The sequence below is a fragment of the Nostoc sp. ChiQUE02 genome (assembly GCF_034531305.2).
Lineage (GTDB): Bacteria > Cyanobacteriota > Cyanobacteriia > Cyanobacteriales > Nostocaceae > Nostoc.
The window spans coordinates 243232-259182 of the sequence record NZ_JAVRBN020000008.1 but is presented as its reverse complement, the minus strand read 5'-3'; the positions used below and the strand labels follow the sequence as shown (position 1 = coordinate 259182).

The following is a 15951-nucleotide window of genomic DNA, read 5'->3' as shown; positions in this document are numbered from 1 at the left end:
CTTTTAATTTTTTTGAAACAGGACTTACGCAATAACTTTCTAAAACTGTTATTTCTCTGCTTCCTTTGCGGTTCGTTTTTTAATTATTTTGCGTAAGTCCTATGAAAATAAAATTTTCTCTGCCTTTTATTTAAGTAAAATCAATGGACGACATATTTAAAGGATTTGAACATTTATTAGAAATTGCCAAAGTCTTAGAAGAAAAAGTAGAGAAAGGGGAGTTAAAAACTTCTATTCAAATTCGCTCTCATAATCTCAGTAGTATTCCCCGACAAGGCAATATTCCGAGAACAAGTAATTCCAGCCGAGTCAGATCCAATTCCACCGTTGGCACTACACCAATGGATGATACTGATGTCACCCCCCCATCAGATCGGACGAACTCAAAAGCTGCTTGGCAAGGTATCGGCGGCTTGGCTGATGTTCTCCAAGAAATCAGAGAGTTAGTTGAAATTCCACTTAAACGTCCAGATTTATTGGTGAAATTAGGGTTAGAGCCTCCACGTGGGGTTTTGCTCGTTGGCCCGCCCGGTACGGGAAAAACTTTAACAGCCCGTGTTTTGGCAGAAGAGTTAGAGTTAAACTACATTGCCATCAATGGCCCAGAGGTGATGAGCAAGTATTACGGAGAAGCAGAAGCTCGTTTGCGAAGTATTTTTGAGAAAGCAACTCGTTCTGCTCCCTGCCTGATATTTATTGACGAAATTGACAGCCTTGCCCCAGATCGCAGCCAAGTAGAAGGTGAAGTTGAAAAAAGACTAGTAGCCCAGTTGCTTGGGTTAATGGATGGGTTTGCCAAAACCGAGGGCGTACTTGTATTAGCGGCAACAAATCGTCCCGATTATCTCGATCCGGCGCTGCGTCGTCCGGGACGCTTCGATCGCGAAGTTCAGTTTCGGGTTCCCGATCGCAATGGACGATTGGAAATTCTGACGATTTTGACAAGTGCCATGCCCTTGGAGACTTCGGTTAATTTAGGAGCGATCGCCGATTTGGCTGTCGGTTTTGTTGGTGCCGATATCAAAGCTCTTTGTCAAAAAGCAGCCTATATTGCCCTTCGTCGTCAAGTCCCCTCACTCAACAGTCCTGTTCCTGAGAACATGACTATCGTACAGCAGGATTTTCTCGAAGCAATTAAGGAGATAAAACCCTCAGTTCTTAGAGATGTAGCAGTTGAAGTACCAAGTGTCAGTTGGGATGACATTGGTGGATTGGATGATGTGAAACAAAAACTTCAAGAATCTGTAGAGGGCGCACTCCTTTATCCCGAACTATACGAGCAAACCAAAGCCAAGCCTCCCCGTGGGATTCTGTTGTGGGGGCCGCCTGGAACGGGAAAAACATTACTTGCAAAAGCGATCGCTTCCCAGGCTAGAGCCAACTTTATTGCTGTAAATGGCCCAGAATTACTAAGTCGATGGGTAGGTGCCGCAGAACAGGCAGTTAGAGAACTCTTTCGCAAAGCTCGGCAAGCAGCTCCTTGCGTTGTGTTTATAGATGAAATTGATACCTTAGCACCAGCACGGGGACGATTCACTGGTGATTCTGGAGTTAGCGATCGCGTTGTCGGTCAACTTCTCACCGAATTGGATGGGTTGCATGAATGCCCGAAAGTACTGTTAGTAGGAGCAACCAATCGTCCAGAAGCGCTCGATCCTGCCTTGCTCAGAGCCGGAAGATTGGACTTACAGATAAAAATCGATCTACCAGATCGAGCCAGCCGATTAGCGATTTTACGAGTTCACAATCTAGATCGTCCCCTGGTTGATGTCGATTTAGAAACCTGGGCGACAGTTACCGAGGGTTGGAATGGGGCAGACTTGGCTTTGTTGAGCAATCAAGCTGCTTTAAGCGCCATTCGTCGATACCGCGCCCAGGGATTAACTGACTCCAGCTTGATTCAGATTACAAATGATGATTTCCAAGTTACATACCAAATGCTTGCTAATCAGCATCAATCTCAATAGAAGGCAGAAGGCAGGAGGCAGGAGGAAGAGGTAAGAATTTTCATGCTTAATTGTGCCAAAACTAGGCATGAATACTTACTTTAAAAAATGCAGAAGTTCAGAGCGGAAGCTACTTAAGTTATGTTACTAAAGTAAATTTAACTTAAACCCTCTTCCCTCCTGCCTCCTTCCTGTCTCTTGCCTCATCCCAACTACAAATATTTACGCCGTTCTACTTATGTCAATATACGTTTATGCTCTTCTAGTCCCGATCGCATCACCGCTTGTTCTACCTTTAGGGATGGAAAGGAATATTGAACTAGTTTACTCTTCTGGTTTAGCTGCGATCGTAGAGCCGGAAATCTCACTGGAGGCAATACAGGCAACGGATGAGCGTTTACTTCAAGCTGTATTAAACCACGATCGCGTGATTCGAGAACTTTTTCAACAAACTCCCCTTCTTCCCCTACGCTTTGGGAGGGGTTTTACTTCCGTAGAAAAACTGCTGAATCATCTAGAAAACCACCAAGAGCAATATCTAGAAACCCTAACTCAGCTAGCAGACAAAGTTGAGTACAGTGTAAAAGTGACAGCCTGTTCTTTACTTGACGATTCTGACACTATTGATGCCAGGGGAAAAGCCTATTTATTAGCTAAAAAACAACGCTACCAAACACAGCAAGCATTTCAAGCACAACAATGCGAACAGTGGGAACTCTTGAACGAGTTAATTCTCAAAACATATACAAATGTTATCCGTGAAACTCGACACTCAGATGTGCGGCAAATCCACTTTTTGGCACAGCGCAACGATTCAACGCTCAGTACGCAACTGTTTTCTCTCTGGCAGGTACAATGCTCGCACTGGCAATTGGCACTGAGCGAACCTCTACCACCGTATCATTTTTTAAAAAATACTCTCATATAAATTCATAAAAAATCATATTTAAAACTTTACCAGAAAATATAAAGATGAGATAATTTTTTCTTTAATTTTTGTCTAAAAGAATATTGTGAACTTTTTAGTATTTTTTTATTTTGTTATATTTATCTCCTTTTTTGGGAATACTAAACCCAGGAAGAATAAAACACATTGTGTAAGTTTTACCTACTGCTCAATCAGAGCAAGATGAAATAAATAATTAGAGTTGTGGGAGAAAAAGAAAATGGCTGTTGAAAAAGTTAACTCATCTTCAAGTCTGGCTGAAGTTATTGACCGCATCTTGGACAAAGGAATTGTAATTGATGCTTGGGTACGTGTTTCTTTAGTTGGTATTGAACTGCTATCAATAGAAGCTCGGATTGTTATTGCTTCAGTTGAAACTTACTTAAGATATGCCGAAGCGGTTGGTTTAACATCTCAGGCTGCTGTTCCTTCTGCTGCTTAACAGCATATTAGAAAAAGGAGTCTTTATGGCTCCTGTTTAATATTTCTAGTTAACAAAATAGGAGATTTCAGCTGATGGCTCTCAAGAATTTATGGGAACAAGAGCGATTGCAGCGATTGCAAATAACTGCTGAACGCCGTCAACAAGTTAACCAGTGGAAACAGCTAACTCAAAAAGAATTGCAGCTGCAAGCAGATTTGCTTCATCAAGAATTGAGCAGTTTTGTTACCAGCCTTGACAACAACAGAAAGTTACAACAGCAGCAATTTCAGCAAGAGATTCTAGAGCGGCAATTGGAAATATTGCAAATAAAAACAGATGTCTCGCAACGCCAGCAAGAATACCGCCAACAGCGTTCAGCAAAGGCTCAGGCATTATTCCAAAACTTGCAAAATTTCCGGGAAATCTTACATAACAGTGTTTGGGGCGATTACAGTCCCGAACAACCAGTTCCCCCGACTCCTGTTAAAGAAGAGAAATCAGTTGTAACAGTTCCAAAATGGTCAATCTCCCGTTCTGCAATTAAAGCCACTGGTTTTCGTACTTCCGTCAATACCATAGCTAAGAAAGTGCCGATCTTGAATGCGGATACTGCTAAATCTAAAGTGCAGCAATACATTCAGCAAGCCGAAGGAGCTACTCTGATAGAAATTGAAGAGGTGATCGGCTTAAGCCGGGTGCAAACGATAGATATCCTGCGCTCCTTGATCAAGCAAGGGGTACTGGAACAACGCGATCGCCAATACTTTATTCGGCAACAAGCAATTTCTTGACAAACTTAATTCAAGCTCATTTTTTGTATTTGCAGACTAGCGGTTGGGCGATCGCTTGTGTCTGTCGCCTTAAGCAGCAGAGTACAAAATCGATAAGCATTAAAGCTGGTCTATGCTTTGTAGTATTGAACATTTCCATCTTTTTCAGGTCTGTATTGCAACTACATCGGTACAAGCAATTTGCTCAGTAGATGTAACATGGCAACAAGTTAACCTATTAATAATTAGAAAAAGAGCTTAAATCTGTGTTCAAGCTTCCGGCTTTGAACTTTAAAAATATCCGCATTGGAAAGGAATATAACAATCTGGGATAGCTCAATAAATGGTTTGAACTGTGCTATTGGCAATCGCACGATAAAGTTAGTAAGCTGGATTGTTTGAGCAATTTTAATGTAAATGCAAAACTCAAGATATATAAGGAGGTGCGATCCATTGTGAATCAATTGATCGAGCAACTTCAAACTAAATTATTCACAGGCAGGCTAAATCTTGAAGCAAGAGATGGGCCGACTTGGACGCTATATTTTCGTTTAGGACGATTAATTTGGCAGGCTGGCGGTTCTAATGCCGATGAGCGATGGCGACGACACTTGTTGCGGTACTGTTCTAATGTGGATGTGACACAGTTGGAGCAGCTTGTCTCTCCCCAGGAAAATTACCGCGAGTATTCCATTCTTGCTAAGTTGCGAGAACAAAAATTAATCGAACAACAACAACTTGTTAGCCTGATTGCAAGCTCAATAGCTGAAGTCCTGTTTGATATCATGCAGTACATTGAAGCCAAAAGAAATGGCAACAATCCAACAGGGCAGTTGTCACATACTACCGTTGTTGGTGAAGTTCCTGGGGTTCTCCTAGCTGTAATACCAACTGAGGAAGTCTTGAAACAGGCTACACAAGCCTGGCAAGAATGGCGAGATGCAGGACTGGCAACCTACTCGCCTAATTTATTTCCGATCATTCAACAAATTGAGCTACTCCAAGGACAAGCATCCTCTAAAGTGCTGATTTCTCTAGTTGATGGTACAAAAACTTTACGAGGTCTAGGGCAAAAAAGCGGTCGGGATGTCTTAGCTTTGACCCGATTCTTGATGCCATTGGTAAAAGCAGGAGCGATCGCTTTTTCACCTACCCCAAAGCTCAGGCAGGTTGTGATTAGTAAAGAAACTGGCAATCCGTCCAGTGCAGTGAATAATTCCAATTCTTCACTAAAGACAGAAGAGGAGACTGTTATACAAGTTGGGCCGAATTTTAACAAAGTTGCTCCACCAGCGACTGGCAAAGAAATTGTCACTCCATCCAGTGCAGTGAATAATTCCAATTCTTCACTGAAGACAGAAGAAAAGACTATTTTACAAGTTGCCCCCCCAGTGGCTAGCAAAGCAATTATTGATGTCTCAAGACCTTTAGTAGCCTGTGTGGATGATAGTCCGATGATCTGTCGCAGTTTAGAAGAAATTCTCACCCATCAAGGTTATCGCTTTGTTGGCATTCAAGACTCTTTGACGGCAGTTTTAAAACTAATTAAAAGCAAGCCAGACTTCATTTTTTTGGATCTTTTGATGCCAAAAGTGAATGGCTATGAAATTTGTTCTCAAATCCGTAAAACTCCAAGTCTCAAAGATGTACCGGTTGTCATCTTAACGGGGAAAGATGGAATAGTAGATCGGATGCGAGCAAAATTAGTAGGAGCAAGTGACTTTTTGGGTAAACCCGTAGAACAAGAAAAAGTACTCAATGTGCTTCACAAGTATTTAACCGTTTAGGTTGGATCTGAATTAAATAGTTAAGAAATAAACGCAATTATTTTTCAATTTCTGAATTAAATAGTTAGGAAAAAAATGAAAAAAGTTCTTTTAGTTGAAGATAGCCTCACAGAATCCGAAAAGATGACACGTTACCTAGAGCAAGGAGGATATTCAGTTTATGAAGTTCGTAGTGGTGAAGAGGCTCAACTGCGGTTGAAACAACAAAAACCTGACTTGATCTTACTGGATTTGATTTTGCCAGGCCAAAGTGGATTTGAGTTCTGCCGCAAGTTGAAAGCCGATCCGACAACAAAAGCAATCCCGGTAGTGATTTGCTCAACTAAAAACACAGATGTTGATAGAACTTGGGGCAATATGAGTGGTGCCGATGGCTATTTAGTCAAACCTGTAGACGAAAATACCTTGCTCCAGACTGTTAGTAAATTTATTCGCTAAAGGAAACTGGGGCAATGGTACAGAGCAATGATAGTTTTTCTTCGCTACCCATTAATAGCCAATTTCGACTTGAAAACTCTCCCCAAGGAAACAACCAGAGGTTTTTAAGATTTCCGTTGAATGGAAAGGTAAATGGGTTACTCCCATTAGCTGATTTGCGGGGAGTAATTCAGGTTGCACTGACCGAGATTTTACCAGTACCGCAGGTAGCAGAATTCTTGTTAGGCATAATGAATTGGCGGGGAGAAGCGATCTGGATTCTTGATTTAGCAGGTTTGTTGGGAGCTACACACTGGTGTCGGCGGGGAAGTGTGCGTAACTTTGGCATGGCGATGCTTGTTCAAGTCCAGAATCAAACCGTCGGGCTGTTGGTGGAGCAAGTCAATACTATTGAAGTTCACGATCCCCAAGAGCGGTTAGCGATTTCGACATCGATGTTACCTGGCCGACTAGGCTCGTTCTTACAGGGTTACTTTGTGGATTCTCAAGGTAGCCCTTTGATGTTACTTGACACCCATGTTGTGATTCAAGCCCTTCAGCCTCTTTAAAGTTCAGAGCTTCCTACCGAAGAAAGGCAGGAGGCAGGAGGCAGGAGGCAACTATGCTTTGTATCTCGTGCTACGCGTCTCAATACAATTCTTTTTTTAAACTGTAGCTCAGACCCAGCCAGAAAAGACAGTTTTTATTAATACTTCTTTCCTTCTGCCTTCTGCCTTCTGCCTTTCTTAAGTAATTAGCCTCCGCTCTGCATTCTACTTATTAACTCCGACAACCTTCATAGCAAGAAAGATCATGGTAGCGCAACACAATCTTACACCCAGCCAACCTCGCTCAAATCCTAGCAACGGTTATAAGGAAACTGATAACGGGCATACCGTTGATGTACCAGCAAAACAGCAAATCACCTCTGCTCTAGAAGAATTGCGAACTGAACTGGATCAAGCTGATTGGGTGGAAACAGGGCCATTGCGAGAGAGAATCCGCAAGTTAAAAGAACTGCTAAGTGTGTTGCCATATCAAGACGGAGGAGATGGATTAGAGGTAGAACAAGTACAGGCGATCGCTAGCAAAATCCGCCAATTTTCCGATCTAGATATTTTGCTTGCTACTGCTGTCATGGAGGTACAAAGCTCACTGCAAGCCGATCGCGTGGTGCTGTATGAATTTACAAATCCGACGCAGGGGATAGTTGTTGCAGAGGCGATGAGGGATGGCTTTACCCCAATGCTGAAGGAAAAACTGCCCGCCGTCACTTTTGGGTTAGGTTCTGCCAAGCTTTATCAACAAGAAAAATTAGTCGCGATCGCAGATACCTACACTGCAAGCTTGTCTCCTTACCAAAAGCAGCTCGTGGATCGGTTTCAGGTAAGAGCTTGTTTGAGTTTGCCGATTTTAGCAAAAGATGGGGTTTGGGGTTTGTTGGTAGTGCAGCAATGCACTGCTGCTCGCCAGTGGCAGAATGCTGAAATTCAGTTACTAAAATTAATCGAGCAGGAATTAGAAGCGCAACTGCAAGTTGCCGCGATCCAGGCTGCGTTGCAACAAGAAGTGGAAAAAGACCAAATCCTGGTCGGTGTAGCGAATAAAATTCTCCAGTCCAAAGATGCGGATACCATCTTTCGTGTTGCCACCCAAGAAGTGCGACAGTCACTAAAATGCGATCGCGTCGCAATTTATCGTTTTCAGCCAGATTGGAGTGGGGAATTTGTAGCTGAATCTGTTGGATCTGAGTGGGTTTCTCTATTAGAAGAACAGCGAAACAACCCAGCAATTATCAATAACGTTAACTATTGCAGTGTTAGGAACCTTGCAGACGAAGGCGGATTGGCTGGGACAACAGGGCGATCGCACATTGCAGACAGCTACATTCAGCATACCCAAGGCAAAAATTTCCATCGCGGACAGATTTATCGAGTCACTAATGATATCTATAGTGCTGGCTTTTCTGACTGCTATATCAAAATTTTAGAAACCTATCAAGCCAAAGGATACATTATTGTTGCCATCTTCCAGGGAGAAAAGTTGTGGGGCTTACTGGCTGCTTATCAAAATTCTCAGCCTCGTCAATGGAAAGATAGTGAAGTTCGATTGATGGTGCAGGTTGCATCTCTGTCTAGTATTGCGATTCAACAGGTGCAATATCAGCAACAACTTTATAATCGCTCTGAGGAGTCAGCCAAACTTGTTGAACGAGAACGTACTGTTTTCGGCATCATTGAAAAGATTGGGCAAGCAACGGATCTTCGCACCCTTTTCCGCATTACAACCCAAGAGTTGCGGCGATTTTTAAAATGCGATCGCGTTGTCGTTTATCAATTTCATCCAGACTGGAGTGGAGAAGTTATCGCTGAATCTGTAGCTGCTGGTTGGTCGTCACTGTTGGAGATGCAGGAACAAGACAGCATTTTAAAAACAGGTCTGATGTCTTCAGAACGTTGTAATGTTAAGGACTATGGCTCCCCTGTTAAACCTGATGCCGATACCTATCTGAAGGAAACCCAGGGTGGAGTGTACACCAAAGGAACGCGCTTTCGTAAAGTCAACGATATTTATGCTGCTGGTTTTTCACCTTGCTATTTAGAAACATTAGAGAAGTTCCAAGCCAAAGCGTACATCATTGTTCCCATCTTCCGCGCTGGTAATCTTTGGGGTTTGTTAGCAGCCTATCAGAATTCTGATGTTCGGAAATGGACTGAGGAAGAAACCGGTGCTTTGTTGCAGATCGGCGAACCGTTGAGCATTGCCCTCCAGCAAGCTGAATATATCGAACAGCTACGATTAAAAAATATCGAAATGACACAAGTAGCTGAAGTAGAACACGCCATCGCCCGAATGACGGAGAGAATGCTTCATTCCCAACACCCAGAAACAATTTACCGCACTACCTTGGCAGAATTGCGGCAGTTGTTCAAATGCGATCGCCTAGCAATATATCGCTTCAACTCCGACTGGAGCGGTGAATTTATTGCTGAATCTGTAGGAAGTGACTGGGTGCCTTTGGTTGGTCCCGATATCAAGACCGTATGGGAAGACGAACACTTACAGCAAACCGAAGGCGGGCGCTATCGCAACAATGAAACTTTTGCCGTCAATGATATCTATACTGTTGGCCATGCCCAGTGCCACATCGACCTGTTAGAGCAGTTCCAGGCTAAAGCCTACACCATCGCCCCTATTTTCGCTGGAAACAAACTTTGGGGTTTGTTAGGAGCTTACCAAAATAGCGGTCCGCGCCAGTGGAATTCCGAGGAGGTGCGATTGCTGACCAAATTGGGCATTCAGTTGGGGTTAAGCGTGCAGCAAGCCGAGTACATCGGAGAACTGAAAACGAAAAATGCAGAGTTGGCGCGGGCAGCAGAAGAGGAACAAGTGCTGACAGGGATGGTGGAAAAAATTCGCCAAGCTCAAGAAGCAGATACAATTTTCCTGAATGTGCTGCCAAGTTTACGCAAACAACTACAGTGCGATCGCCTTGCAGTATTTCGCTTTCATCCCGACTGGAGTGTGGAGTTTATTGCCGAATCCGTAAAAGATCAATGGCTGTCTTTAGCTAGTTCCGATATCAAAACGATGTGGATGGACGATCACTTACAAGAAACTCAGGGCGGACGCTATCGCAATCATGAAACCTTTGTTGTCAATGATATCTCCACTGCCGGTCACGTTCAGTGCTACGTAGAGATATTAGAAAAAATCCAGGCCAAAGCTTACGCGATCGCTCCGATCTTTATTGGAAACAAACTCTGGGGCTTTATAGGAGCATACCAAAATACTGGCCCTCGGCAGTGGAAATCCAAGGATGTGCAACTGTTGCGAAAAGTAGCTGTGCAAATGGGTATAGGCTTGCAACAGGTTAAGTATATCGAACAGCTCAAGAAGAAGAATGCAGAGTTAGCCAGAACCGCAGAAGGGGAACGAGCGCTGACACGGCTGGCAGAAAAAATCCGCCAAGTTCAAGAGCTAGATACGATTTTCCGCAATGCCCTACCAGAATTGCGATCGCACTTGGAATGCGATCGTCTAGCCGTGTATCGCTTCAATCCAGATTGGGGCGGAGAGTTTATTGCCGAATCCGTAAGTCGTGAATGGGTGGCTTTGGTTGGCCCCGATATCAGGACTGTATGGGAAGACGAACACCTACAACAAACCCAAGGTGGACGCTATCGCAACAACGAGACGTTTGTGATTAATGACGTTTACACTGCTGGTCATGCCCAGTGCCACTTGAAAATTTTAGAGCAATTCCAGATTAGAGCCTATATCATCACCCCGATTATTGCCGGAAACAAGCTCTGGGGTTTGTTAGGAGCTTACCAAAATAGCGGGTCGCGGCAATGGCAAGATAATGAAATTAACTTGGTAACGAAAATCGGCACGCAGTTTGGCGTTGCCGTCCAGCAATCGCAGTACTTACAACAAACCTTAACCAAGAATGAAGAACTGATCAAACTGGCAGAACGGGAAGTAGCAAACGCCCGATTTTCCTATCGCCTGCCAAGTCGGTTAACAGAGATGGCTCAAAGTCATAGTAATGTTCTGGAATTTGTCCAGTTTGCTACCCACGAACTTCGTCAACTGCTGAAAGTAGATCGAGTTGGAGTTTACCGTTTCGAGCCTGATTGGTCTGGAGAATTTGTCGTTGAGTCTGTGACTGGGGATTGGCCTAAGCTTGTGGGAACTAGCCTTGCCAGAGTTAGAGATACCTATCTCCAGTACAACCAAGGAGGGCGTTATGTCCGCAAAGAAAGTTTGCGGGTTGACAATATATATAGTGTCGGCCATGACGAATGTCACATCCAATTGTTAGAAATGTGGGGAACTAAAGCCTACATGATTTCGCCGATTTTTCAAGAAAATCGGCTATGGGGGTTGATGGGAGTTTATCAAAATAGCGCATCGCGCCAGTGGGAGCAATCCGAGGAGGATGTTCTCAACCAAGCCAGTGTCCAGATTGGTCTTGCCCTGAATCTTGCAGATTACCTAACACAGGTGCGTATTCAAGAGCAGCAACTAGCAGAAGCAGCAGAGCGCGAACGCACCGCCCGCGAAAAACTCCAACAAGGAGCAATCCGCGTTCTCATGGCTTTGGAACCATCCTTCAGAGGCGATCTTACCGTTCGAGCGCCCCTATCTGAAGATGAAATTGGGACGATCGCCGATGGTTACAACACTACGATCCAAAGTTTGCGAGATTTAGTGCGACAAGTGCAGATTGCTGCTGGCAGGGTGAGTGAAAATTCCAGCAATAACACTACCTCAGTAGTGAAACTATCTGACCAAGCTCAACAGCAGGCAGAACGGCTGGAAAACGCTCTGGAACAATTACAAATGATGGTAACTTCCACCCAGATAGTCGCTGCTGATGCTCAAAAAGTCGGACAGGCGGTGCAAAGAGCTAATAACACCGTCCAAGCTGGTGATTCCCTGATGGAAAGAACCGTAGATGGCATTTTGGAGATTCGGGAAACGGTGTCGGAAACAGCGAAGAAGATTAAACGCCTCGGTGAAGCTTCTCAGAAAATCTCGAAAGTAGTAAGTCTGATTGAAAACTTTGCTACTCAAACTAATTTGCTGGCTCTCAATGCTGCGATCGAGGCTACCCGTGCTGGAGAGTATGGCAAAGGCTTTGCGGTGGTTGCAGATGAAGTTCGTTCCCTAGCTTATCAGTCAGCTAGTGCTACCACAGAAATTGAGCGACTCGTGCAAGAAATTCAAGCTGGCACTAACGAAGTTACCGAAGCAATGGAAATAGGGATTAGCCAAGTTGTCCAAGGCTCGAACTTGATCGATGAGACTCGTCATTCCCTAAGTGCGATCGTGGTAGCTACCAACGAAATTGGTGGACTAGTACAAGGAATTACCCAAGCAGTTTCCCATCAAAGTCAGCAATCTCAGATGTTGACAGAGGCGATGATGGATGTTTCGGCGATCGCCCGCAAGACTTCAGAAAGTGCCATCCACATTTCCGAGTCTTTTGAGGAACTACGGATGACTTCACAACAACTGGAAACCAGCGTTAGCCAGTTCAAAGTTGACTAATCTCGCAAAATGTGTTATGAACCCCGATCCCAGTAATCAAGAGCAGGCTTTTCTTGCGGAAGCGGCAGAGTTGTTGCAAACCATTGAGCAGAATCTAATCGGTCTACTTGATGAAAAAACAATAGAAAAAGTTCATGCCTTGATGCGAAGCGCCCATACTATCAAAGGGAGTGCTGCCAGTGTTGGGCAAGAAACTATTCAGACAATTGCCCATCATTTGGAAGATGTATTCCAAGCGTTATACGCTCCAGAATTAGAAATCGATCCAGAATTGGGTGCTTTGCTTCTAGATGCTTATGAGTGCCTGCGAACTCCATTGAGTGCAGCTTTGATGGGCTTATCCTGCAATGAGGCAGAAATACTCGATCGCACTGCCTCAATCTTTGCCCAACTCCAACATAAACTAGGCGACTTTTTTGGTCGTGAGGCTCCGCTTCCCAGTTCGGAAGAACTTGGCTTTGATGTGGTAGAGTCAATCTTTTCCGGGAGTGTACTTCAGGATTTGCAACAGCTGGAAACTGACATTCAAAGCCAAGATCCGCAACAAATTCAAACAACACTCAACTCCCAAGCAGAATTTTTTGTCGAACTAGCAGCATCTTATGGCTTATCTGGATTGGAAGAAATTGCCCAGGCGACCCTAAACGCGCTCAAAGCGCATCCAGACAAAGTATTGGAAATCGCTCAGGTGGCTTTAGAAAATTTTAAAGCGGCTCAAGCAGCAGTACTGGCAGGCGATCGCACTCAAGGGGGAGAAATATCTCCACAATTGCGAGAATGGGCAGAAATAACTACTCCTGTCCAAGAACTGCAAGGGCAGCCAGTTGCGATCGCTGCCCAACCAACACAAACGACTACAACTGAGAATCAGCCATCTCCCCTCCTCAGTGCCAGCGAAGCGGAATCAATTTGGTCGTTTTTCCCGAAGCGGACTGATAACTCCCTACCAAAAACACCGGAGGTACTGGCACCTATTTCTCAGGATTCGGTAGTAGCACCCTCTGCCATAGAGCGGATTTTACAGTCAATCTGGATCGGAGATCCACAGACATCCTGCCGATACTCAGACTCAGATCGGCCAGCCTCTCCACCACCAGCGCCAAGCCTCCAGGCTCAGTCATCGGCATCACTTCCCAGTATCCGAGTAGCGATAGAACAGCTCGATCGCCTCAGCCATACAATTGGGGAATTGCTAATCAGCGAAAACCAACAAAACCTGCAATCTAACCACATCCACAAAGCAGCTCAGGACACTCTACTACAGTTTTTGTACTGTCAACAACAACTTAGTAAAGTTTTTACTTGGTCGGATCGACATCTGCTGCTTCCCGAACGCAAGCAGCGACATATACATGGATCTCCACGAGTTATCTCTGCTACCGAGGCACAATCAAATTTTGATGCCTTAGAAATGGATAACTATAGCGAGTTGCACATTCTCCTGCAAAATCTTACAGAAGACATGGTGCAATTAGGAGAACGGATTGAGGCTGTTAATGGCTTAGTTCAGCAATCTCGTTTCAGTCTCGGAAAGCGCAAGCAACTGCTTTCAGGAGCGCAGGAAGATTTGCTGCAAGCCAGAATGGTTCCACTGGGAACAGTGTTGAATCGATTACCCCGGCTGCTGCAACAGATGGTAGCAACTTATCATAAGCCTGTTGAACTCAAGCTTGGCGGTACGAAGGTACTGGTGGATAAAGCCATTTCTGAGCAGTTGTACGATCCCTTGCTGCACATGATTCGCAATGCCTTCGATCACGGCATTGAACCGGTAGAAACCCGCCGCCAGCAGGGTAAACCAGAAACCGGAACAATTACAATTCAAGCTTATCATCAAGGCAACCGCACTACTATTGAGGTACGGGATGATGGTCGAGGCTTTAACTGGGAATCCATTCGTCAGCGAGCTATAGAAAAACACCTGCTGACTCCCGAACAAGCCGCCTACGCCTCAGAAGACCAACTGGCAGAGTTATTATTTGAACCAGGCTTTTCTACCGCCAAGCAGATTGGTGAGTTATCTGGTCGTGGTATCGGCTTAGATGTTGTTCGCACTCAATTGCAAGCTTTACAAGGTTCGATTGTGGTGCGATCGATTTCAGGGCAGGGAACCACCTTCATGCTGCAATTGCCTCTGAGCTTGACAACGGCACGCTTGCTTGTTTGTCAATCTCAAGGTATTACTTATGGCTTGCTATCTGAAGGAATTAGCCAGGTTTTATTACCGCAGCCAGAGCAGATTCAAGTCCAGCAATCTTTACACGGGCAAGGCAGCCAGAAATTCTGGCAGTGGGGAGAAGGGCAAAGTCAGCAACTAGTTCCCATCCGCCCGCTTGCCAATTTGCTGGATTACAAATATCCTTTATTCACCCAAGACCACAATTTAAACCTAAGTCCTTTTCCAGTCAAACAACGAAACACCGTCGAACCTCTGCTGCTGTTGGAAACAGAGCATCAATATCTGTGTTTGCAAGTCGATCAGATTTTAGTCGAGCAGGAATTAGTAATTAAATCCCTCGGCAGAGTCCTGACTTTACCTAGTTACATCCAAGGCTACAGCGTGTTGGGTAATGGTAGTCTTACCCTAATTGTTGACCCGTTGGAGTTAGTTCGGCAAACCTGGGAGACAGATATGATGCCGACTTCCCCGGCTTCAAGTCTTGCAACTAGACTATTGCCCGCGCTTGAGCCTGTTCTTACTCTAGAGGGGCAGCAATTCGAGCTAACTACGCAACCGCAACAACAGCCGATGGAAATCAATACAGCCGTTGCTCAACCTAACCGACTGACAGTGTTAGTGGTGGAAGATTCGGTTGTACAAAGACAAAGTTTGGTGCAGACGCTCCAGAAAGCCGATTATCAAGTATTGCAAGCAGGCGATGGTCGAGAGGCGATCGCGCAAATGCTGCAACACGGTGATGTCGATCTAGTGATTTGTGACATTGAAATGCCGCGTATGAATGGATTTGAGTTTTTAGAACACCATCGCCAAGACGAGCGTTTGTACGGGATTCCTGTGGTGATGCTGACTACTCGTAGCGGACAGAAGCACCGCCAATTAGCTTTAGCTCTAGGGGCGAAAGCTTACTTGACCAAACCCTATTCAGAACAGAACTTTCTAGCCGCGATCGCTGAACTGGTTCATACCTGAGATAAGGCAGGGGGGCAGAGGGGCAGGGGAGCAGAGGAGTAGATGAAGATGGAAAAAGAACCAATTAAAAATCATCAAGACTTGAAAGTTTATCAAATGGCATTTGATGCAGCCATGAAAATCTTTGAACTCTCTAAAAAGTTTCCTGTCGAGGAGCGGTATTCATTAACTGATCAGATTCGTAGATCGTCACGTTCTGTTTGTGCAAATCTAGCTGAAGCTTGGAGAAAGCGTAGATATGAAGCAGCTTTTGTGGCTAAACTCAATGACTCTGAAGCAGAGGCAGCAGAAACACAAACATGGATTGAATTTGCTGTTAAGTGCAATTATTTGGATGTTGAATTAGGCAGAGAATTATATGGAATCTACAATCGGATCTTAGGTGGTTTGGTAAATATGATTACTGACCCCTCACCTTGGCTAATGAAACGTTAATATTCTTTCTCCCCT

General features: G+C 44.6%; 10 protein-coding genes. All 10 read left to right on the top strand.

The features are described from left to right. The first annotated feature begins 143 nt into the window (after positions 1-143). Positions 144-1967: an AAA family ATPase gene (locus tag RM347_RS11630; RefSeq protein WP_322721962.1), complete on the top strand. Its 1824-nt coding sequence runs from the start codon at positions 144-146 to the stop codon at positions 1965-1967. A 217-nt stretch (positions 1968-2184) separates the two neighbouring features. Beyond that, positions 2185-2874: a GvpL/GvpF family gas vesicle protein gene (locus RM347_RS11625; protein ID WP_322721961.1), complete on the top strand. Its 690-nt coding sequence runs from the start codon at positions 2185-2187 to the stop codon at positions 2872-2874. 238 nt (positions 2875-3112) lie between these two features. After that, entirely contained in the window at positions 3113-3334 is a 222-nt protein-coding gene (gene gvpA / locus RM347_RS11620) for a gas vesicle structural protein GvpA (protein ID WP_012408764.1), read from the top strand. A gap of 74 nt (positions 3335-3408) precedes the next feature. Further along, positions 3409-4107, top strand: coding sequence for a gas vesicle protein GvpC (locus tag RM347_RS11615; protein ID WP_322721960.1), 699 nt, complete (start codon positions 3409-3411; stop codon positions 4105-4107). Between the two features lie 434 nt (positions 4108-4541). Beyond that, a complete protein-coding gene (locus RM347_RS11610) occupies positions 4542-5873 on the top strand; it encodes a response regulator (protein ID WP_322721959.1) in 1332 nt (443 codons plus the stop codon). A 75-nt stretch (positions 5874-5948) separates the two neighbouring features. Further along, a complete protein-coding gene (locus RM347_RS11605; protein ID WP_229538106.1) occupies positions 5949-6311 on the top strand; it encodes a response regulator transcription factor in 363 nt (120 codons plus the stop codon). Positions 6312-6325: 14 nt separating this feature from the next. Continuing rightward, positions 6326-6859, top strand: a complete 534-nt coding sequence (locus RM347_RS11600) for a chemotaxis protein CheW (protein WP_322721958.1) — start codon at positions 6326-6328, stop codon at positions 6857-6859. Between the two features lie 244 nt (positions 6860-7103). Beyond that, positions 7104-12350: a GAF domain-containing protein gene (locus tag RM347_RS11595; protein ID WP_322721957.1), complete on the top strand. Its 5247-nt coding sequence runs from the start codon at positions 7104-7106 to the stop codon at positions 12348-12350. 16 nt (positions 12351-12366) lie between these two features. After that, positions 12367-15501 carry a hybrid sensor histidine kinase/response regulator gene (locus RM347_RS11590; protein WP_322721956.1) on the top strand — a complete coding sequence of 1045 codons (3135 nt, stop codon included), beginning with the start codon at positions 12367-12369 and terminating at the stop codon, positions 15499-15501. Between the two features lie 48 nt (positions 15502-15549). After that, positions 15550-15936 carry a four helix bundle protein gene (locus RM347_RS11585; RefSeq protein WP_190960305.1) on the top strand — a complete coding sequence of 129 codons (387 nt, stop codon included), beginning with the start codon at positions 15550-15552 and terminating at the stop codon, positions 15934-15936. Positions 15937-15951: the final 15 nt, after the last annotated feature.